This window comes from Kribbella sp. NPDC026611 (assembly GCF_040638345.1).
Taxonomy (GTDB): Bacteria; Actinomycetota; Actinomycetes; order Propionibacteriales; family Kribbellaceae; genus Kribbella.
Genome location: NZ_JBEZYC010000020.1, coordinates 1 through 21,519 on the forward strand (window position 1 = coordinate 1; position 21,519 = coordinate 21,519).

Consider the following 21,519-nt stretch of genomic DNA (forward strand, 5'->3'; position numbering starts at 1 on the left):
ACGTTGCCCCACCGACAACGAACTACGTCCATCCATACGAACGCTCCCCAGAAATCAGAACTGAATTCTCAGTCCAACTTCTGGGGAGCGGTTCAGACTCGGCGGGGGCTGCTTCGTGGTGCGGGGTTACTTACGCTTGCTGACCTGGACCCTCATCGTGGTCCCGGTCTTGGAGAGAACCTTGATGTTCACGCCGTTGTTCGGGACCTTGACGCTGCTCGTCGGCAGGTCCGCGGACCAGTACGACTTGCTGTCGTTGAAGGTCGGTACGGCGTTCTGGCCGCGGATGTAGCTCGCCTGCCCGTTGACGTGCAGGGTGACCGAGTCCGCCTTCTCCAGGCCGAACGGAGCGTCGTACGCGCTGACGCGGGGGCGCCAGAGCGTGCCGTCGATCCGGTTGATCGGCGTCGGGTGCGAGTCGATCGGCAGGATCAGACCGCTGCCGGGGTGGACGCTGGTGTTGTTGTCCTCCTGCGAGGTGTCCCAGTACCAGACCAGCAGGCCGTCCTGGTACGGGAAGTGCTCGACCTTGTTCGGCAGCGTGCTCGACCAGCCGTAGTTGTACGGCCCGGTCCGCAGGTACTGGTCGTGGTCGATGTAGTTGATGTTCGCAGCGATGTAGTAGTTGTCGTGCTGGGTCGTGTACGACGAGCCGGCCGCGGTGAACCCGTTCAGGGTCCAGCCGTCGGGGGAGGTCTCCGCGCCGGATGTCACCACCGTGGTCGAGCCCGACGCCACCTTGATGTCGTCGGCGAAGAAGCCGATCCCACCCGCTGCCGGGTCGGTGGCGTAGCGGAACTGCAGCGTGATCGTCTTGCCGGCGTACGCCGACAGGTCGAAGGTCGCCGGCACCCAGCCGTTGCTCTTGCCGTCGATGCCGTTGCCCTCGGCGTCGTTGGTGATGCTGCCCTTGACCGTCTTGAAGCCGGTGCCGTCGTTCACGTCGACGTACGCGTAGTCACACGGGTCCGGGCCGCAGTCCTCGATGTCCCAGTTCGCCTGGAAGGTGAGGCTCGCGGGCTGGCCGGCCGGCAGGGTGACCTGGCGGCTCATGGTGTGGGTGAAGTTGTTGCCCTGACCGCTCCACCAGGACTTCGTCCCGACGGCCGGCTGGACCAGTTGGTGCTCGACCTGCTTCTTCGGCAGCGTCACCACCAGGCCCTGCGCCTTCGCGGTGTTGTACTCCTGCGGGCCGACCTCGACGGTCCGGTTCTGGCCGGAGTTGACGAGCTCGTAGTCGAGCCAGCCGAGCTGCAGCTTGTCCCACGGGCCCATGTCGGCGACCCGCTCGCCGACGCCGCCATCGGTCGCGGCGCTGACCCGGTTCTGGGCCATCACGGTCCACCAGTTGACGCCGTTCTCGCCGCCGGCGGTGTCGTACTCGTCCGGCAGGCCGAGGTCGTGGCCGTACTCGTGCGCGAAGACCGCGACGCCGCCGTTCTCCGGCTGGATCGTGTAGTCGCCGACCCACAGACCGGTGTCGCCGATCTGGGCGCCACCGTTCGGGAAGTTGGCCGGGCCGCCCGGGAACTGGACCGACCAGCGGTGCGACCAGATCGCGTCCTCACCCTGGTTCGGGTCGCCGTCGGCCTGGTCGCCGCCGGCGTGCACGATCTGGAAGTGGTCGATGTACCCGTCGGGCTCGTTGAAGTTGCCGTCGCCGTCGTAGTCGTAGCGGTCCCACTGGTCGAACGACTTCAGGTCAGCGGTGATCTGGGCCTTGGTCCGGCCCTTCGCCTCCTGGTCGGTGACCCACTGGTTGACCGCGTCCTGGACCAGGTTCCAGGTGTTGTTGCAGACGCTGCCGCCGCACGGGTAGCCGTTGGAGCGGCCGTACCGCGCTTCGTTGTACTTGACCTTGACCCAGTCGGTCACTTCACCGGACACGGAGTACCGGCCGGACGACTGCTTCTCGTAGAACTCCTTGACCGAGTTGCCGTTGCCGAAGTACAGGTCCTGGTAGTGCTGCTGGTTGTAGTCGGCCTGCCAGATGGTCTTGTTGTCGACCGCGCGGTTCGGGGCCGGGATCTGGTTGTGCAGCGGGCCGTCGAACCGGGCCGGGCCGGGAACCGTCGGAGCCGTGTCCTGGTCCGGGTAGTTCGGGTGGCGCTCGTTGCCGAACTCGGCCAGCACCACGAAGATCCGGTCGGTCTTCTCGCGGGACAGCTCGACGTACTGGTCGACCTTGCCCTTGGCGTTCTTGGTCCCCTTCGCACCGGCGGCCTTGACGCCGAGGTTGACGACCGTGCTGCCGTTGCGCTGCTCCGGCTTGGCCTGGCCGTTCAGGACCTTGGTCAGGGCCTCCTGCCGCAGCTCGCGGCGCTTGTCCTCCTGCGGGCTGGACAGCTCGTCCGGTGCCGGCGCGGTTTCGCTGGCGATCGGCGCCGAACCCTGTTTGGGCGATGTGGCGGCGGTGCCGGCCGAGGCTGCGGTGATGCCGAGCCCGGTCGTCGCTGCCAAAGCCAGGCTGAACAGCCCGGCGGGTAGCTTGCGCACGATTCCCCTCCGTGTTTGGTGACGCGGTGTGATCGAAGCTCCCCCGAGCGTGTTTGCGCGAGAGTACGGGGAAAATCACCGGCGCTGAAGTGGTCCCCGAAAATTGCGGAAACGCGCGGGAAATCCTGCATCCGGGCGGTTTGAGTAGAACGGCTCACGCCCGGCAGCCCTCGGAGTTGGCAGACTGGCCGGATGGAGCGCGATACGGACCTGCTGCAGCCACTGTGGCGTGCGCTGGTCGTGTTCCGCGGTATCACGTGGGCCTTCGCCTGCTTCGGCGTCTGGAGCCGGTGGGACGGGATCGTGCGGCCGTTGGGTGCCGTGCTCCAGCTCGTCGTGATGGGTGTCTGGACCGTGATTTCGTCGTACGGCTACGGCCGGCGCTGGGGCCGGAGGAATACGCGGCTGGCCTTCGCCGACCTGGTCATCACGGTCGGCTGCATGTACGCCACGCTCTGGGCGCAACCCCTGATGGACATCCACGCCGGCGCCTCCGTGCTGACCTCGGTCTGGGCGGCCGGTCCGGTGCTCGCGCTCGCGATCTCTCGGGGTCGCGACGGCGGTCTACTCGGCGCAGCGACTATCAGCCTGGCGCTGCTGTCGCTGCGAGGTGTCGACCACGCCGCGAAGATCCTGAGCAACGTGCAACTGCTGCTTGTCGCCGGTCTGGTCGTCGGGTACGCCGCCTCGACCATGAAGCGGGCTGGAGCGCGGCTGCGCGAGGCGATCGCGGCCGAGAGCGCGACCGCCGAGCGGCTGCGGCTCAGTCGCTCGATCCACGACGGCGTACTGCAGGTGCTGGCCCAGGTGCAGCGTCGCGGTACAGCGATCGGCGGTGAGGCGCTCGAGCTCGCGCAGCTGGCCGCCGAGCAGGAGGTGGCGCTGCGGTCCTTGATGGCGGCCCGGCAGGCCGTTGCCGACGGCGACCAGGCCGACCTGTGCGGGTTGTTGTTGCCGTTGGCCACGACTCGCGTGGATGTCGTCGTACCGGCCACTCAGGTCTTGTTGCCAGCCGCAACGGCTGGCGAACTGGTTGCCGCGGTCAAGGAGGCGCTCTTGAACGTTGTGCAGCATGCCGGCCCCGAGGCTCGCTGCTGGGTAGCCGTCGAGGACCTTGGCGAGTCGGTGGTGGTGTCCGTCCGCGATGACGGAGTCGGTACGACGCCGGCCCGGCTCGAGCAGGCCCGCATCGACGGACATCTCGGGGTGAGCGAGTCGATCCGCGGCCGGATCATCGATCTCGGCGGCAGCGTGACCGTCCGGACCGCGCCGGGCGAGGGAACCGAGTGGGAGCTGAAGGTATGACGAGGGTGATGATCGTCGACGACCACCCGATGTGGCGCGAAGGCGTCGCGCGCGACTTGGGCAGCCGCGGGTACGACGTCTGCGCGACGGCCGCGGACGTGGCGAGCGCGGTGAAGATCGCGCTGGCGACCCGTCCGGACGTGGTGGTCATGGACCTGCAGCTCGGCGACGGCTCCGGGGTCGACGCGACGCGCGAGATCACGACCGCGCTACCGGACACCCGCGTGCTCGTACTGTCGGCCAGCGCCGAGCAGGACGACGTACTGGCCGCGGTGAAGAACGGCGCGTCCGGGTACCTGGTGAAGTCCGCGTCCCTGGACGAGTTCGACGACGCGGTCCGTCGTACCGCCGAGGGCGACGCCATCTTCAGCGCCGGCCTGGCCGGCCTGCTCCTGGGCGAGTACCGCCGCCTCGGCCCGGGCCCCGAGGTACCCCAACTGACCGACCGCGAGACTGAGGTCCTCCGCCTGGTAGCCCGAGGCCTCACCGCCAAACAAATCGCCACCCGCCTGGTCCTCTCCCACCGCACAGTCGAGAACCACGTCCAAAACACCCTCCGCAAACTCCAACTCCACAACCGCGCCGAACTGGTCCGCTACGCGATAGAACACGGCCTCGACGAGTAAGCAGCCCCACGCTCCTTGCGCAGCCGCTACGCTCGTCGCTCCGCTCCTCACCGCGCCCGCTCCAGGAGCTCCCACCCACCCCCGGCTCAGCGCCGTATCTCCGCTGCGCGGGGCTTCCGGCTACCGCCGGGTCTTCCCGCTGCGCGGGGCTTCCGGCTACCGCCGGGGCGTGTTGCCGGCCGCCGCCGGCGTGTTGCGAGCTGCCGCTCGCGGGCGTTCTACGTCGGCCGCCCTTCCGCATCGAGCACGTGTTCGCGGCTACCGCCCACGACCACGAGCTCTCTACGCAGCCGCTACGTTCGTCGCTCCGCTCCTCACCGCGCCTGCTTCACGAGCTACCGTTCGACCCCGGCCGCTGGTCTCGCAAGAGGCTCGCGCCGGCGGGAGAAATGCTGTTCGGCTCTTCTGCTGAGCACCTTCAGTCAGGAGCCCCTCGAAGGTCCGTACGTCTGTGACGAGAATCTGGAACAGTTCCTCCCCGATGGTGCCAAGCTGACGGTCTACGGGCCGAACAACTTCAAGAAGACATATCCCGAATCGCCCCGCGAGAAACCAACCGTATGAGCTACACGATTGAGGCTTACTACCGGCACGGCCACGGGAAGGATCCGGTCATCATCACAACGCCAGAGCAGGTAGACGACCTCGTCGACGCGCTGCTGGCGGGGCCGTTCGACAACACGATCGCTGCGCTCTATCTGCGCGAACAACCGAAAAATGCCAAAGGCCGACCCGACCATGAACTACGAAGATCCAGCGAGTGCTGACCGACAACGGCGCCTGTTACCGCTCCCTGGCCTTCACCGCAGCCCTGGCCACAACCACCACCCGCCACAAACGAACCCGGCCCTACCGCCCCCAAACCGCACTCCAAGGACAACCCCGAGCCACCCGCACCCCCAACGGCGTCACCAACCTCACGGCATAGAACAGCGCTGTCGCCGGCCAAGAGGTTAACCCTTCGGGTGGTCCGTTCACCCTTCGTATACCAGGGGTGAACCGACCACTCGAGAGGGTAACCGTACGAGTGAACCGCGCCGGCTGTACCTGTGGAGTTGTCGGCGGCCGACTCGGCTGGAGGTGCATCACAGCACCACGCACCACCGCCGGCTTACTCACGGACGCCAGCCCGGAGCACTCACCCGCGGTCGGCAGCCCGCAACCTGCGGCGTCAGCCGCCACCAACCTCACGGCATAGAACAGCTAGCTCGCAACCCGCCGGCGGCAGCCGGCAACACCGGCGCCAGCCGGTGGCCCCGCGCAGCGGATGCCCCGCGCAGCGGAAAGTACGGCGCTAAGCCGGGGGTGGGTGGGAGCTCGAGAAGCAGGCGCGGTGAGGAGCGGAGCGACGAACGTAGCGCCTGCGTAGCGAGCGTGGGTCTACCAACCGCGACCCAGTCGCTTTTACATCGCCCACTAATGCGATCCGGTCGCTTGTGTGTATGGGTTGAATGGGCTCCATACACTGTGCGTCCACGCTCGCGTGGATGCTCTCTGTCACGACACCCGTAGTGCGGGTGCCCACCTCCGGAGGCTTTCGGTGAACCGGTCGTCCCTCGTCCGTGCTCTGCTCGCGTTCCTTGTCCTCGCCGGGGCAACGTTCGTCACGCTGACCGCCAAACCGCAGCTCGGTCTTGACCTGCGCGGCGGCACCCAGATCGTGCTGGAGGCGAAGGACTCGCCGACGGTGAAGGCGAACAAGGAGACCACCGACAAGGCCACGCAGGTCCTGCACCGGCGGATCGACGCGCTCGGCGTCAGCGAGCCGAACGTGACCCGCCAGGGCGAGAACCGGATCATCGTCGAGCTGCCCGGCGTACAGGATCCGCGCGAGGCGGCGAAGGTGATCGGCAAGACCGCCCAACTGACCTTCCACGAGGTGCTCGACCAGGTCGCGACCAAGCCTGCCAAGCCCGCGGCCGGGGACCTCTACCTGCCGAGTGAGAGCGGTCAGGGCATCCTCAAGCTCGCTAAGCCGGCCATGACCGGCGAGTTGGTCTCGGGCGCCGAAGGTCGGCTCGACCCGCAGCAGGTCGGGCAGGGCTGGTTCGTCGAGATGAACTTCAAGGGCGACGGCGGCAAGATCTGGTCGAGCATCACCGGCAAGGCCGCATGCAACCCGGTCAACACGCCGCGGCGGCTGATCGCGATCGTGCTCGACAACGAGATCATCAGCTCTCCGCAGGTCGACCCGAACGGCGGCAACCAGCTCTGCAACGTCGGCATCACCGGCGGCAGCACGACGATCTCCGGCGTCTTCACCGAGGAGGAGGCGAAGGATCTCGCCGCGCTGATCTCCGGTGGCGCGCTCCCCGTACCGGTTGAGGTCATCGACCAGCGCACGGTCGGACCGTCGCTGGGTCAGGACGCGATCCAAGCCAGCGCGCTCGCCGCGATCATCGGGCTCGCGCTGACCGGACTCTTCATCGTCGTCGTGTACCGCCTGGTCGGCCTGATGGCTGTCGTCGGCCTGATCGGGTACGCCGCGATGTCGTACGCCGCCCTGACCGCGCTCGGGGCCACGCTCACCCTGCCCGGCCTGGCCGGTTTCGTGCTGGCAATCGGGATGGCGGTCGATGCGAACGTCCTGGTCTTCGAAAGAGCCCGCGAGGACTACATAGCGGGGAGGACCGACGGCCTGCGCCGATCGCTGCGCAGCGGCTTCCAGAACGCGCTGTCCGCGATCGCGGACTCCAACATCACCACGCTGCTGGCCGCTGGTCTGCTGTTCTTCTTAGCCGCCGGCCCGGTGCGTGGGTTCGGGGTCACGCTGTCGATCGGTGTGCTCGCGTCGATGCTGTCCGCGCTGGTTGTCACTCGCGTACTCGCGGAGTTCGTGGTCTCGCGTGGTCTCGTACTGCGCCGACCGGGCCTGAGCGGGATCGCCGGTCACGGTCGCGTGCGTACCTGGCTCGAGGCGCGGCAGCCGTCGTTGATGAAGCACAGCCGTCGCTGGTTGGTGATCACCGCGATCGCGATCATGGTCAGCGTTGCCGGGGTCGCCGTACGGGGTCTGAACCTGGGGATCGAGTTCACTGGGGGACGGCTGCTCGAGGTGTCGACCGCGCAGCAGATCACACCAGACCAGGCTCGCGCCGTGGTCGCGGAAGCCGGGTACCCGAACGCGGTCGTGCAGGCGTCCGGAGCCGACGACATCACCGTGCGGACCGGGACGATCAGCGACGACGAGGCGGAGAAGATCCGCGAGTCGATCTCGGAGATCGGCGGCGGGACGCAGCTGATCCGGAACGAGAGCATCGGTCCGTCGCTCGGTGAGGAGCTGCGGAACAAGGGGCTGATCGCGCTCGGGATCGCGCTGCTGGCGCAGCTGATCTACCTCGCGGCGCGGTTCCGGTGGACCTTCGGCGCGGGCGCCGTACTGGCGTTGCTGCAGAACGTCGCGGTCGTGGTCGGGGTGTTCGCGTGGACCGGGAAGCCGATCGACGGGATCTTCCTGGCCGCAATCCTGACGATCATCGGCTACACCGTGAACGACTCAGTGGTCGTCTTCGACCGGATCCGGGAGACGCGCAGCGCGCGCACCACCTCAACGCTCGGCACGGTCATCGACACCGCGATCGTCAACGTCCTGCCACGGACGATCAACACCGGGATCTCAACGCTGTTCATCCTCACCGCGCTGCTGTTCCTCGGCGGCGACTCCCTGTCCGACTTCGCACTCGCCCTGCTCCTGGGCATCCTGGTCGGCACCTACTCGTCGAACCTGACGGCCGCTCCGCTCCTCTTGGAACTGGAACGCCGCTACCCAGCCCCACCCCCACGCCCGAAACGTCCCCAAGTAGACCGCGACGCCCAACCCGACCGCGGCGCCGTGGTCTGATCCGGCACTTCTACCGCGATCGAAAGGATTGTTCGGAGCGAGACGGTTCGATCACACTCGGTGTTCGTGCAATTCCGGTCTGGACCTCTCGGGTCCAGTCGACCCGAACCCGATGGGAGAACCAGGTATGACCGAATGGATTCTTGGCTTCGACGCCGGCTGTGGTCAGTGCAGCGACGTGATCGAGCGCATCGGCGCCGTGCTCGGTGACCGGGTCACCGTTGCCGGGCTCAACGATGAGCGGATCCACGACCTCAGGCATCGCGCGCTGGGGGCGGAGGTACCTTTCGTGCCGACCCTGCTGGAAGTCGACGGCGAGCGAGTCCGCGCGTGGACCGGGCCGAGATTGTCGCTGCGGCTCGTTCGGCTGCTCGGCGTACGGCGCTCGATCGCCGTGGCGCGTGCCCTTGACCAGGCGGACGTCGTGGTCCGTGGTGACCGGCGGGCGCTCCTGAAGGCGGTCCCGGCGGTGACCTTGGGAGCCTTCCTGGTGTCCGGTGGGTTGGCCGCGCCCGCGATGGCGGCGGCCGGGCGGCGGATGACCTGGTCCGAGGCAGAGAAGTGGGCCGCCGGTCAGGCGGTGCTGCCGTCCACTCATGCCGAGGTGATCAAGCTGCCGCTGATCCTGCGCAAGGCCGTCGTCGAGCGGCTGCCTGCCGAGGCCAAGATCAACCTGTGGCAAGAGCAGGTGCGCCACTTCCGGGTGGCCAATCCGCAGCTGACCCGCGCGCAGCATGCTCTCCTCGATCGGGCGCACGCTCTCATTCCGCAGGCGTTCGCGCCGGCGGGCCACGCGGCTCCGGCCGCCTTGCTGGCTGACTTCGAACTGGAGGCCGCCGACGTACTCGGACGACCGATGAACTACGCCGCCTTCGGTGTGCTTGGTCAGGCGGAAGCGGCCGGGATGACGCCGCAGGACCCGTGGCCGATGAAGTGTGACTGCCGGCCGACTCTCACCGCCTGTAGCTCCTGCGGCAACACGGTTTATTGCATCCGGCAGGACTCCGGGTGTGGCCTCTTTTGGACGCAGCCGTGCATCTCCGTCTGTGGAGGATGACGGGCTACAGGGGCCACAGCATGTGTCGTCGGTAGGTTGTCCACAGGCCAGCCCGCCGCGGCAGGAATCTGTCTGTCGCGCGGGCTAGGGTGTGGCGGTGGGTGTTGATGTGCGGGATCTGCTGGAAGCGGCCGTGGCGGGGATCGCCGGGCAGACACGGCCGGGGCAAGTCGAGATGGCGCAAGCGGTGGACACCGCGATGCACGACGGATCGCATCTCCTGGTCCAGGCCGGGACCGGCACCGGGAAGTCGCTCGGGTACCTCGTGCCCGCGCTACTGCATGCGATCGAGGACCGCCGGGTAGTGGTCTCCACCGCGACCCTTGCGCTGCAGTCCCAGCTCGTCGATCGCGACGTACCCGCGCTGCTCGACGCGACGGAGAAGCTGCTGCCGCGGCGCCCGTCGTACGCGATCCAGAAGGGGCGCAACAACTACGCCTGCCTACACCGGATCCGCGAGGGAGCTCCCGACGAGGACGGGATGCTGATCGACGTTCCGCCGCCGGGGGAGGTCGGCCGTCAGGTGCTGGAGCTCCGCGACTGGGCCGAGAAGCAGCTGACGGATGGTGAGGCGGGGGACCGCGACCACGCGCCGTCGCATCAGTACCAGGCGTGGCAGCAGGTCGCGATCGCCGCGCGCGAGTGCCTGGGCGCCCAGAAGTGTCCGTACGGCGAGGAGTGCTTCGCCGAGAAGGCCAAGGACCAGGCCCGCAAGGCCGACATCGTGATCACCAACCACGCGCTGCTCTCGATCGACGCCTTCGAGAATCGGACCGTCCTGCCCGAGCACGACGTGATCATCGTCGACGAGGCGCACGAGCTGCCGGCGCGGGTGACCGGTGCGGCCGGTGACGAGCTCTCGCCGCAGATGGTCGAGCGGGCGGCGAAGCGGGCGCGCCGGTTCGTGGACGACGACAAGGCGGACGACCTGATCGATGCGTCGGACGCTCTCCGGGCCGCGCTCGACGGCACCCGCGAGGGGCGGATCGAGGCCGCCAACGGACCGGTTCTCGAGGCGGCCGCGCTGGTCCGCGACGCGGCGCGGGGCATGTACTCCGACCTGAACAAGAAGTCCGACGACAAGGACGACGACCCGGACGGCGCCAAGCGGCAGTCGAAGGGCGCCGTCAAGGAGATCTTCGACGTTGCCGAGCGGGTGGCCGCGCTGAGCGATCACGACGTGGTCTGGATGATCGACCGGGAGCGGTTCGGGCGGGAGCTCCGGATCGCGCCGCTGACGGTCGCCGGCCTGCTCCGCGAGCTCGTGCTGCGCGACCGGACCGCCATCCTCACGTCCGCGACCCTGACGCTTGGCGGTGATTTCGACTCGATCGCGCGGCAGGTCGGCCTGCGGCCGTCGGACAAGCTCGATGACGACGACGAGATGCCCGAGATCGACTCCGACGACGAGACGGCCCCGCTGCCGTGGCGCGGGCTGGATGTCGGGTCCCCGTTCGAGTACGAGAAGCAGGCGATCCTGTATGTCGCCAAGCACCTGCCGCCGCCGCACCGGGACGGGCTGGGGAAGAAACAGTTCGAGGAAATCATCGACCTCGTGACGGCTGCCGGCGGGCGGACGTTGGGGCTGTTCTCGTCGCGGCGAGCGGCCGAGGCGGCGACGGCCGCCGTTCGCGAGGCGACCGATCTGAACGTGCTATGCCAGGGGGATGCGCAGCTGGGCGAGCTGGCACGTGAGTTCGTCGACGATCCCGAGACCTCGCTCTTCGGGACGTTGTCGCTGTGGCAGGGGATCGACGTACCGGGATCCACCTGCAACCTGGTGATCATCGACCGGGTGCCGTTCCCGCGACCGGACGAACCGTTGATGGCGGCGCGTCAGCGGGCGGTCGACGAGGCCGGTGGGAACGGGTTCATGGCGGTCGCTGCGACGCACGCAGCTTTGTTGCTGGCGCAGGGGACCGGGCGGTTGATCCGCCGGAGTACTGACCGTGGTGTGGTTGCAATCCTCGACCCACGGATCGTCACACAGCGGTACGGCGCGTTCCTGCGCGCCTCCTTGCCCCCGATGTGGCCGACCGCCGATCGTGAGAAGGTGCTCGGTGCGCTGAAGCGATTGCAGACAACATGAGTCCGGCCGGTCCGCCCGTGCTGCCGATGATGGCGGCGCTGGGGGAGATGCCCACCGGGGCGGGCTGGTCGTACGAGATGAAGTGGGACGGCATCCGCGTCATCGCCGAGGTCGACGAGGGAGTCTGCCGGCTGTGGTCGCGGAACAGCCGGGACGTGTCGGGTGGCTATCCGGAGCTGATCGGGCTGGCGGAGGCGCCGGGGTTGCGGCTGCCCGCCGTACTCGACGGTGAGATCGTCACGCTCGATGAGAACGGCGCGCCGTCCTTCGGTCTGCTGCAGCGGCGGATGCACGTGCGCGATCCACGGCAGCTGCGGCACCTGATCACCGAGGTGCCGGTATCGGTCCGGTTGTTCGACGTACTCCGCTTCGACGGCAAGTGGTTGCTGGAAGCAACGTACGACGACCGGCGGGGGTTGCTGGACTCGCTCGACATCGGGGACCCGTTCTGGGAGATCCCGCCGGCGTACACGTCCGGCCCGGCCGCGCTCGACCTGTCCGCGTCGACCGGCCTCGAAGGCGTGGTCGCGAAACGGCGCAAGTCCCGGTACCTCCCCGGCCGGCGTAGCGCCGACTGGGTCAAGATCAAGCCGGTCCAGACCCGCGACGTCATCCTCTGCGGCTGGCACCCCGGCGAGGGCAACCGCGAAGGCAGGATCGGCTCCTTCTACTGCGCCGCGTACTCCGAGTCCGGCGACTTGACCCTCATCGGCAAGGTCGGCTCGGGCCTCGACTTCGCCACCTTGGACATGCTCTCCGCCGAGCTGGTCGGCCTGGAAATCCCCACCCCAGCCTTCGACCCCTCCACCATCCCCACCTCAGACCGTCGCCAGGCCCACTGGCTCGACCCAGCCCTGGTAGCCGAAGTGACCTACTCCGGCTGGGCCGCCGACAACCGCCTCCGCCACCCCGTCTGGCGAGGCCTCCGCCTAGACATCAACCCCGAATCGGTAGTCGTCTAGGCCATTTGGCACGCCTGGAAACAGTTGATCGCCAATCCCCTCTCGATGAGAGTTCGACGGGTCAGTGACCCCTGACCCAAGGAGAACTCGTGATGAAGAAGGCTGTACTCGCCACCGCCGTGGTTCTGGCCGCGGGTGCCCTTGCGCCCCTGTCGGCAGCTCCCGCAGGGGCGGTACCCGTCCGGGAACCGCGCGCCGCGACCGCGCCGGCGGAACCGTACCCACCGTGCGGCTACTCCAGAGATAGCGATGGCTGGAGTTTCTACCAGAACTGCTCGAACTTCAACGCAGGGATCAGGATCATCTACACCAACGGGTCGATCGGCAGGGACTGCGTTCTGTCCTGGGCGGGGCACAGCCTCGGCTGGAACGTCCAGAACGCGTACACCTACTACACCTGCTGAGACCGGCAGCGGTGGTGTCTGCACCTGCAGGTGCAGACACCACCGTCGATCGACAGTGCTGATGCCGAAGAATGTTCATGTGCAGAAGAGTGTGCGCAGGATTCAGACATGCGGAATGCAGCGCAAATTGTTCGGAATGCGGTGACGTGGCGATGCGTTGAGACGCGAGCTGTTCAACTGTCTCAGAAGAAAAGGGCTTCCGGCGAACGTCGGAACCACTTTGGTACTTCGTTGCGCTCGGCCACCAAACCGGGTTCTGAGTCAGTCGTTCGATTCCCGGGACGGGGCCGGGACCGCGAGCGCTGCCTCGATCTTGTCTGCGAGTTTTTCGGGGGAGTGGGTCGGGGAGTAGCGGGCGATCACCCCGCCGTCGCGGCCGATCAGGAACTTGGTGAAGTTCCACTTGATCCGGCCGCCGAGCAGGCCGCCCTGCTCGCGTTTCAGCCAGTTGTACAAGGGAATCGTCCTCGAACCGTTCACCTCGATCTTGGCGAACATCGGGAACGTCACGTGGTAGATCGTCGAGCAGAAGTTCGCGATCTCGTTCTCGTCACCGGGCTCTTGGTGGCCGAACTGGTCGCAGGGGAAGCCGAGCACCGAGAAGCCCTGCCGGCGGTAGGTCCGGTAGAGCTTCTGCAGTCCACTGTACTGCGGAGTCTGGGCACACTGCGACGCCGTGTTCACCACCAGGAGCACCTGGTCGCGGAAATCGGCAAGAGACTGTTCATTGCCTTCGATCCGCGTCGCGCTGAAGTCATAGACAGTCGTCATGACTCAATGCTGACACGACTCGCGCGAGATTGCGCGCTGTCTGAGATATCAGACCCGGCGCAGAACTGTTACGACCTTCCCGAGGATGATCGCGTCCTTCCCGTCGATCGGCTCGAACGCCGGGTTGTGTGGTAGCAGCAGGATCTCGGTCTTGGTCTTCTTGAACGTCTTCACGGTCGCCTCGCCGTCGATCATCGCGGCCACGATGTCGCCGTTCTCGGCGGTCTGCTCCTGCCGCACGACCACCCAGTCGCCGTCGCAGATGGCCGCGTCGATCATCGACTCACCCTTGACCTTCAGCATGAACAGCGTGCCCTCGCCGACCATTGCCTTGGGCAACGGGAAGACCTCTTCGATCTGCTGCTCGGCGAGGATCGGGTTACCGGCGGCGATCTGACCGACCATCGGCACGTACACCGCCTCCGGGTGCGCGTCGCCGGCATCAGTCTCGTCGTACGCCGTCTGCCGCACCGAACCCAGCGCCGTACGCCGGGCCGCCGCGTCGGCCTCGCCCGGGTACCGCACCTCGATCGCGCGCGGGCGGTTCGGGTCGCGCCGGAGCAGACCCTTCTGCTCGAGCACGCGGAGCTGGTGGGACACCGACGAGGAACTGGTCAGGCCGACCCGCTCGCCGATCTCGCGCATCGAGGGCGGGTACCCACGGCTGTCCACCGAGTCGCGGATCACGTCCAGCACGCGGCGCTGACGCGGGGTCAGGCCGGTCGCGTCGGCCGGGCCGTCCGGCAGCTCGGTCACGGTCTTGTCCGCGACCTCGGCTGCACGCTCGTCCTTGCTGGAACCGCTCGGCGTCCTGGCCATCGGTGGTTGCTCCTCGGGTCGGGCCGGCGATTGCTGCACCGGCCGAAGCTTGCTCGACTGAGACGACCGTAGACCGAATTCTGAGATTCTTCAAACATCTGTTCGAAGGCGTGTCGGTTCGCACGTTTGTTCGTGTGTCAGGTTATAAGGCCTGCGTGAGCCGCCGGGAGGCCCGGGAATTTCCTGGGCGTGTCGCCGTTGGAAGTGGTTGCGCGACGGGCGGCTGTCGGTTAATCATTCGTACAGGCGTTCGATCGAACAGGTGTTCGGGCCGGTCGGACAAGCCGCCTCCGCAGAAACTGTCGGAGGCGGCCGGTAGACAAGGTTCTGACACCGCAGGACGTGGATTGACGAGGTCTGGAGGATCCGATGAGCACAGCAGCTCTCGCGGCCGACGCACTGACAGGGCGCCAGGCGCCTGAGGTGGCACCGCCCGCGACCACCCCGCGCCGCCGCCCGCGCATCCAGGGTGCGACCACCGAGCCGCTCCCCGTCCGTGCCTGCTCCGGCGAGTCCCTCGGTCGCGAGTCCACGACGACCGCCGTACGCCGTCCCTCGCCGCAGGCGCGCCGCGCGGCAGAGGTCGAGGCGCCCGCGCTGCGACTCACCCGCCGCGGCCGGATGCTGCTGGCCGTCGTCTCGGTGCTCGTGTTCGGATCCGCCGTCGCGGTCCTGGGCCTGAGGGTCGCCGGCGTGCTGCAGCCGGGGCCGGACTTCTCCCAGACCGTGCCCGTCCAGGTGGCCCCCGGTCAGACGCTGTGGTCCATCGCCCAGCAGACGAACCCGAATCAGGACCCGGCCACCGTCGTCGAGAAGATCGCCGACCTGAACAAGCTGTCCAGCCCCGCCGACATCACCCCCGGGCAGACGCTCCAGATCCCCATCGCCCGTTGATCCGAAGCGTCAGCCCTGCGCGGCCCGCCAGTCATCCTCGAGCAGCGCGTAGACGTACTCGTTCGTCCATTCGCCCTTGAAGACCAGCGCATCGATGAAATGCGCCTCGCGCCGCATCCCCAGCCGTTCGAGCAGCTGGGCCGACGCAGTATTCCGGTCGTCCAGAACCCCGACGATCCGATGCAGCCCGAGCTCCTCGAACCCGACCCGCAGCATCTCCCGCGCAGCCTCCGCCGCGAGCCCTTTCCCCTGGTAGTCCGAGTGCAACGCGAACCCGATCTCGCCCTGCCGGCTGGCCTCGCTCTCCCACTTCAGCAGCACCTCGCCGATCACCGTCCCGGTTTCCCGCAGCTCGATCGCGAGCACCAGCCACTGACCTTCCTCGGTCAGCTCGCCCTGCGAAAGCTTCTTCTCGAGCGCCACCCGCGTCTGCTCCCGGTCCCGCACCGGCCACGGCACGTACCGCACCACCTCCGGCATCGAGTGGAACGCGAAGAGATCGTCCAGGTCGGACATCCGGTGCGGCCGCAGCTCCAGCCGCTCGGTCCGCAAGGGGTAATCGGGTTTGAACACAGGCCACCGTCCTCACAACCAGGTTGTCTAACGCCATTAGACAGCACGCACCCCAGCACCCACAATGAGATTCGTGACCAGACGCGACCCGTCCTCGCACGCAGCGGCCGGCATTAGCGCCGCCGCGATCGCGGACGCGGCCTTGCAGGTCATCCGCGAGTACGGCGTCGACGGCCTGACCATGCGATCGGTCGCCGAACGCCTGCACGTCCGCGCCCCGTCGCTCTACCACCACGTCCACAACAAGGCGGAGCTGCTCGACCTCGTCGCGCGCAACGCGTTCGACCAGTTCACCGCGGACACTCCGGCGTACGAGCGCCTCACGACGGTCGACGAGTGGATCGAGCTCACCAGGACCGGCTCGCTCGAGCTCCGCCACTACTACGCCGCACATCCGGGTCTCGCCGCCCTCATCCAGGCCACGGCGACTCCCGATCGCGACCAAGGCGAGGGTTCCCGGGCCAAACTGGTACGCGTCCAGATCGAGGCCCTCGTGCGACTCGGCATACCGGCCGATCAGGCGCGCCACATCTTCGAGGTCACCGCCCGCTGGAGCCTCGCGGCGGTGGTCGCCGAACCCACCACCGCCGTCTTCGCAGACGGCCTCGACCTGTTCCTGTACGGCGTACGCGCTCGCCTGCTCGAGCTGGTTACTTGACCGTACTCAGCCACAACTCCGCGTACCGATCGCCCTCGACCGCAGTCGCCACCTGAACCGTCGTCGGCGCCTGCCCGTGCGGATCGCTGGTCAGATCAGCGGACCAGTCCCGCGTATCCACAATCGTCCGCCCGCGCGACCAGCTGCCCGACAACTCGACCCGCAACGGGAAAGGCTGCGTCGTCAGCCCCGACGGATCGATCACCGCGCAGACGGCGCCGCCATCGCCGATGCTCGCGCCGTCCCGTTGGTACAACGAGCTCCGCTTCTCGATCAGCTTCCGCGCGAGGTCCGCCGACGGCGATCCACCGAGGCCCTTCGCCTGCTCCAGCGACACGACGACGTCGTAGAACACGTCCAGCCCGTACATCGTCACCGGAATCCCGAGCTCGCCGGCCGCACTCAGCACGACCGCGGCCGCCTCCGGATCGGTCCAGATGTTGAACTCCGCCGACGCGGTCGCGTTCCCGATCCCCGCGGCGCCACCCATGAAGACGATCTCGCGCAGCCCAGCCGCCGCTTCCGGGTACGTCCGCAGCAGCAACGCGATGTTCGTCATCGGCGCCAGCGGAATCAACGTGATCAGTTCACCGCTCGCCGCCGCGTCCCGCAGTACGTCGCGCAGCAGCTCGACCGCATGCCGCGGATCTGTCTCCCGCGTCGACCGCGGCCAGTCAAGATCCCCAAGCCCGTCCGCCCCGTGAACGTGCGGTGCGGTCCGCACCGGCTGCAGCAGTGGTACGCCGGCCCCGCGAGCAACCGGTACGTCGGTCCGCCCGGCCGCCTCGAGCACGGTCAGCGTGTTGACGACCACGTCGTCGATCCCGACGTTCCCACCGACGCAGGTCACCGCCTTCAGCTCGAGCTCCGGATGCCGAGCCGCCAGCAGCAACGCGCAAGCGTCGTCCAACCCCGTGTCCACATCAAGAATCACCGGCTTCATGCCCGCCATCCTCACATCCCGCGGTTGGCGTCCACCCGCCCGGCGCGGCCCTCAGGCCCGGCTTTCGGAGGCCGTAGTTTGCGCCTCCGGAGGGTCATTCGGACGGCGCCACGCGGGAGTACACGCGTCCGCGAGATTGTTGAAACCTAGACACGCGCGGGCGATCGCAGGCTGCTTGCAAACTGTCGGAGCAGCGAACTAGGATCCCTAGATGTAGTGGTTACACGGGTGTAATTTTCCACAGGTAGTGGTTGGTTGCACACAGGTCATACACAAGTTGTCCCCAGGCTGATCCACAGCCCACCCCCGCGGTGGGGCTCGGAAGGAGTGATTCGTCGTGCACTGTCCGTACTGTCGGCACGCCGACTCACGAGTGGTCGACAGCCGGGTGGCCGAGGACGGCGGAGCGATCCGCCGCCGGCGGCAGTGCCCGGTCTGCGAGAAGCGGTTCACCACCGTGGAGCAGATGCAGCTCACGGTCGTGAAGCGCTCCGGCGCGACCGAGCCGTTCAGCCGGGAGAAGGTCATCAACGGGGTCGGCAAGGCGTGCAAGGGCCGGCCGGTGAACGCCGACCAGCTCGCCCGCCTGGGCCAGCAGGTCGAGGACGCGCTGAAGGGCAGCGGCTCGCCGGAGATTCCCGCGCACGAGGTCGGACTCGCGATCCTCGGGCCGCTGCGGGAGCTGGACGAGGTCGCGTACCTGCGGTTCGCGAGCGTCTACCGGCAGTTCGAGTCCGCCGACGACTTCGAGACGGAGATCGCGCTGCTGCGCGCCGAGAAGGAGCCGCAGGGCACCGAGCCGGGCCTGGAGCCGACCCAGCAAACGTAAACCGGGGGAAGTGCAGTAGTTCCACGTAGTTGCGTTACCGCAGTACTCCAACGGGTGCGGTCCCGACAGACCGCGGCAGTACCAGACACAGGGCGAGGAGCAACCATGACAGAGACGGTGACCGGCCACTCGGGGTCGACCAAGAGGTCGGCGGCCGGGTTCCGGGGGCGCAAGAACGCGCCCGCGGGACTCACCATCGAGCGCGTCTTCAGCACCGAGGGCGTTCACCCGTACGACGAGGTGACCTGGGAGCGGCGCGACGTCGTGCAGCAGAACTGGAAGACCGGTGAGACGGTCTTCGAGCAGCGCGGGGTCGAGTTCCCCGACTTCTGGAGCGTGAACGCCTCCACGATCGTCACCACGAAGTACTTCCGCGGCGCGGTCGCGCACGACAACCGCGAGTGGAGCCTCAAGCAGCTCCTCGACCGGGTCGTCAAGACGTACCGCAAGGCCGGCGAGGAGCACGCGTACTTCGCCACGCCCGCCGACGCCGAGGTGTTCGAGCAGGAGCTCACCTGGCTGCTCCTGCACCAGTACTTCAGCTTCAACTCGCCGGTCTGGTTCAACGTCGGGACGTCCTCGCCGCAGCAGGTGTCGGCCTGCTTCATCCTCGCCGTGGACGACTCGATGGAGTCGATCCTGAACTGGTACAAGGAAGAGGGCCTGATCTTCAAGGGCGGCTCCGGCGCCGGCCTGAACCTGTCCCGGATCCGCTCGTCGAAGGAGCTGCTGCAGTCCAGCGGCGGCACCGCCTCCGGCCCGGTCTCGTTCATGCGCGGCGCGGACGCGTCCGCCGGGACGATCAAGTCCGGTGGCGCCACCCGGCGCGCGGCCAAGATGGTCGTCCTCGACGTCGACCACCCGGACATCGAGGAGTTCGTCGAGACCAAGATGCGCGAGGAGGAGAAGATCCGCATCCTCCGGGACGCGGGCTTCGACATGGACCTCGGCGGCCGCGACATCACCTCGGTCCAGTACCAGAACGCGAACAACTCGGTCCGGGTCTCGGACGAGTTCATGCGCGCGGTCGAGGAGAAGGGCGAGTTCGGGCTGCGGGCGCGGCTCGACAACTCGGTGATCGAGACCGTCGACGCGCGGGAGCTGTTCGACAAGATCTCCCAGGCTGCGTGGGCCTGCGCCGACCCGGGTCTGCAGTACGACGACACGATCAACGACTGGCACACCACGCCGGAGACGGGCCGGATCACCGCATCCAACCCGTGCTCGGAGTACATGCACCTGGACAACTCGTCCTGCAACCTGGCCTCGCTGAACCTGCTGAAGTTCCTCCGCGACGACGACCTGTTCGACTCGGAGAAGTTCGTCAAGGCGGTCGAGCTGATCATCACTGCGATGGACATCTCGATCTGCTTCGCGGACTTCCCGACCGAGGCGATCGGCGTCACCACGCGGGCGTACCGGCAGCTCGGCATCGGCTACGCGAACCTCGGTGCGTTGCTGATGGCAACGGGCCACGCGTACGACTCCGACGGCGGTCGCGCGCTGGCCGGCGCCATCACCTCGCTGATGACGGGTACGTCGTACAAGCGGTCGGCCGAGCTGGCCGGCATCGTCGGCGCGTACGACGGCTTCGAGCGGAACAAGGACGCGCACACCCGGGTGATGCGCAAGCACGCCGCGGCGAACGACGCGATCCGCACCATCCACGAGATCGACAAGGACGTGCACAAGCACGCGACCGCGGCCTGGGACGGCGTCCTGAAGACCGGCGCCAAGAACGGCTGGCGGAACGCGCAGGCCTCGGTGCTCGCGCCGACCGGCACCATCGGCTTCATGATGGACTGCGACACCACCGGGATCGAGCCGGACTTCTCGCTGGTGAAGTTCAAGAAGCTCGTCGGTGGCGGCTCGATGCAGATCGTCAACCAGACCGTGCCGCGCGCGCTGCGGCAGTACGGCTACACCGAGGAGACGATCGAGGCGATCGTCGAGTACATCTCGGAGCACGGTCACGTCGTCGACGCGCCCGGCCTGAAGCCGGAGCACTACGAGATCTTCGACACCGCGATGGGTGAGCGCGCGATCAAGCCGATGGGGCACGTGCGGATGATGGCGGCCGCGCAGCCGTTCCTGTCCGGCGCGATCTCGAAGACGGTGAACCTGCCGGAGACCGCGACGGTCGAGGAGATCGCCGACGTCTACTTCCAGGGCTGGAAGCTCGGCCTGAAGGCGCTCGCGGTCTACCGCGACAACTGTAAGGTCGGTCAGCCGCTGGCGGACGCGAAGGCGAAGAAGGCCGCCGCGGCCGAGGACGCGGTCGCTTCCCAGGCCGCTGTTGCCGAGAAGATCGTCGAGAAGGTCATCGAGTACCGGCCGACCCGGAAGCGCCTGCCGAAGTCGCGGCCGTCGCGGACCACGTCGTTCGCGGTCGGTGGCGCCGAGGGCTACATGACCGCCGGCTCCTACCCGGACGACGGCCTGGGCGAGGTCTTCCTGAAGATGGGCAAGCAGGGGTCGACCCTGGCCGGGGTGATGGACGCCTTCTCGATCGCGATCTCGATCGCGCTCCAGCACGGCGTACCGCTGGAGACCTACGTCCAGAAGTTCACCAACCTGAAGTTCGAGCCGGCCGGTCTGACCGACGACCCGGACGTCCGGATGGCGCAGTCGATCATGGACTACATCTTCCGCCGCCTTGCGCTGGACTACCTGCCCTTCGACGAGCGGGCTGCTCTGGGCATCTACTCGGCGGAGGAGCGGTCCCGGCAGCTCGACACCGGCTCCTACGAGCCGGCACCGGTCGAGGTCTCCGAGGCCGAGTCACTGAAGTCGGTCGACCCGGCGCCGGAATCCACCTCGACCGCCTCGGTCGATGCCGCTGCCGACGCTGACGCCAAGCCGGCCGACGTGGCCGCGGCGAAGCCGATCAAGGGCGAGGCCCACACCACCGCCGAGATGCTCGAACTCATTACCGGCACCTCGGTCGACGCCCCCCTCTGCTTCACCTGCGGCACCAAGATGCGCCCCAGCGGCTCCTGCTACGTCTGCGAAGGCTGCGGCAGCACCTCCGGCTGCAGCTAACTGGCACGAGCCTGCGGTCGGTGATCAGACAGTAATGGGTGCCTCGGCGATTTCACCAGCCGAGGCGCCCGTCTGAAAACTACATAACGTCAGGAACGACACGACACGAGAACTCAGGGCCAGCTGCATGGGTAGCTGGACCGGGGGTTGGTCTGGACGGCGTCATTGCGTGGCTTAGAACCTGCGTGAAAACCGTCCGATCCTATGACA

Annotated in this window: 17 protein-coding genes; 12 read left to right on the forward strand and 5 right to left on the reverse strand. The window is 67.6% G+C overall.

The features are described from left to right. Positions 1–126: 126 nt before the first annotated feature. Positions 127–2,496, reverse strand: coding sequence for an immune inhibitor A domain-containing protein (locus tag AB0E69_RS40910; protein WP_360159740.1), 2,370 nt, complete (start codon positions 2,494–2,496; stop codon positions 127–129). Between the two features lie 192 nt (positions 2,497–2,688). Here AB0E69_RS40910 and AB0E69_RS40915 point away from each other — a divergent pair, with 192 nt between their 5' ends. From AB0E69_RS40915 to AB0E69_RS40950, 8 genes are all read left to right on the forward strand, one after another. Beyond that, the gene (locus tag AB0E69_RS40915; protein ID WP_360159742.1) at positions 2,689–3,801 is read left to right on the forward strand and encodes a DUF5931 domain-containing protein; all 1,113 of its coding nucleotides are present in this window, start codon (positions 2,689–2,691) and stop codon (positions 3,799–3,801) included. Beyond that, positions 3,798–4,427: a response regulator transcription factor gene (locus tag AB0E69_RS40920; RefSeq protein ID WP_360159744.1), complete on the forward strand. Its 630-nt coding sequence runs from the start codon at positions 3,798–3,800 to the stop codon at positions 4,425–4,427. Before AB0E69_RS40915 ends, AB0E69_RS40920 begins: the two co-directional genes overlap by 4 nt. A gap of 560 nt (positions 4,428–4,987) precedes the next feature. After that, positions 4,988–5,194: a hypothetical protein gene (locus AB0E69_RS40925; protein WP_360159746.1), complete on the forward strand. Its 207-nt coding sequence runs from the start codon at positions 4,988–4,990 to the stop codon at positions 5,192–5,194. Positions 5,195–5,967: 773 nt separating this feature from the next. Next, positions 5,968–8,268 carry a protein translocase subunit SecD gene (gene secD / locus AB0E69_RS40930; protein ID WP_360159748.1) on the forward strand — a complete coding sequence of 767 codons (2,301 nt, stop codon included), beginning with the start codon at positions 5,968–5,970 and terminating at the stop codon, positions 8,266–8,268. A 127-nt stretch (positions 8,269–8,395) separates the two neighbouring features. Then, on the forward strand, positions 8,396–9,325 hold the full coding sequence (locus AB0E69_RS40935; protein ID WP_360159750.1) for a bacteriocin fulvocin C-related protein: 930 nt from the start codon (positions 8,396–8,398) through the stop codon (positions 9,323–9,325). A 91-nt stretch (positions 9,326–9,416) separates the two neighbouring features. Then, positions 9,417–11,414 carry an ATP-dependent DNA helicase gene (locus tag AB0E69_RS40940; protein WP_360159752.1) on the forward strand — a complete coding sequence of 666 codons (1,998 nt, stop codon included), beginning with the start codon at positions 9,417–9,419 and terminating at the stop codon, positions 11,412–11,414. Further along, on the forward strand, positions 11,411–12,376 hold the full coding sequence (ligD, locus tag AB0E69_RS40945) for a non-homologous end-joining DNA ligase (protein WP_360159754.1): 966 nt from the start codon (positions 11,411–11,413) through the stop codon (positions 12,374–12,376). The genes AB0E69_RS40940 and ligD overlap by 4 nt, the downstream gene beginning before the upstream one ends. Before the next feature lie 92 nt (positions 12,377–12,468). Beyond that, positions 12,469–12,780, forward strand: coding sequence for a hypothetical protein (locus tag AB0E69_RS40950; RefSeq protein ID WP_360159756.1), 312 nt, complete (start codon positions 12,469–12,471; stop codon positions 12,778–12,780). A 261-nt stretch (positions 12,781–13,041) separates the two neighbouring features. Here the strand turns inward: AB0E69_RS40950 and AB0E69_RS40955 are convergent, their stop codons facing one another. Next, the gene (locus tag AB0E69_RS40955; RefSeq protein ID WP_360159758.1) at positions 13,042–13,551 is read right to left on the reverse strand and encodes a glutathione peroxidase; all 510 of its coding nucleotides are present in this window, start codon (positions 13,549–13,551) and stop codon (positions 13,042–13,044) included. A gap of 48 nt (positions 13,552–13,599) precedes the next feature. Further along, complete coding sequence (lexA, locus tag AB0E69_RS40960; protein WP_360159760.1) at positions 13,600–14,370, reverse strand: transcriptional repressor LexA; 771 nt, start codon at positions 14,368–14,370, stop codon at positions 13,600–13,602. 369 nt (positions 14,371–14,739) lie between these two features. Here lexA and AB0E69_RS40965 point away from each other — a divergent pair, with 369 nt between their 5' ends. Next, positions 14,740–15,264: a LysM peptidoglycan-binding domain-containing protein gene (locus AB0E69_RS40965; RefSeq protein ID WP_360159762.1), complete on the forward strand. Its 525-nt coding sequence runs from the start codon at positions 14,740–14,742 to the stop codon at positions 15,262–15,264. 9 nt (positions 15,265–15,273) lie between these two features. Here AB0E69_RS40965 and AB0E69_RS40970 read toward each other — a convergent pair whose 3' ends face one another. Then, on the reverse strand, positions 15,274–15,837 hold the full coding sequence (locus AB0E69_RS40970) for a GNAT family N-acetyltransferase (RefSeq protein WP_360159764.1): 564 nt from the start codon (positions 15,835–15,837) through the stop codon (positions 15,274–15,276). Between the two features lie 73 nt (positions 15,838–15,910). Between AB0E69_RS40970 and AB0E69_RS40975 the strand changes: the two genes are divergently transcribed. Then, on the forward strand, positions 15,911–16,495 hold the full coding sequence (locus AB0E69_RS40975; protein ID WP_360159766.1) for a TetR/AcrR family transcriptional regulator: 585 nt from the start codon (positions 15,911–15,913) through the stop codon (positions 16,493–16,495). On the opposite strand, the gene AB0E69_RS40980 is transcribed toward AB0E69_RS40975, so the two are convergent. After that, the gene (locus tag AB0E69_RS40980; RefSeq protein ID WP_360159768.1) at positions 16,488–17,438 is read right to left on the reverse strand and encodes a nucleoside hydrolase; all 951 of its coding nucleotides are present in this window, start codon (positions 17,436–17,438) and stop codon (positions 16,488–16,490) included. The two genes, AB0E69_RS40975 and AB0E69_RS40980, sit on opposite strands and share 8 nt — an antisense overlap. A gap of 337 nt (positions 17,439–17,775) precedes the next feature. On the opposite strand from AB0E69_RS40980, the gene nrdR reads away from it, so the two are divergent. Further along, complete coding sequence (nrdR, locus tag AB0E69_RS40985; protein ID WP_360159770.1) at positions 17,776–18,267, forward strand: transcriptional regulator NrdR; 492 nt, start codon at positions 17,776–17,778, stop codon at positions 18,265–18,267. A 105-nt stretch (positions 18,268–18,372) separates the two neighbouring features. Continuing rightward, on the forward strand, positions 18,373–21,309 hold the full coding sequence (locus tag AB0E69_RS40990; RefSeq protein WP_360159772.1) for a vitamin B12-dependent ribonucleotide reductase: 2,937 nt from the start codon (positions 18,373–18,375) through the stop codon (positions 21,307–21,309). Positions 21,310–21,519 lie beyond the last annotated feature (210 nt).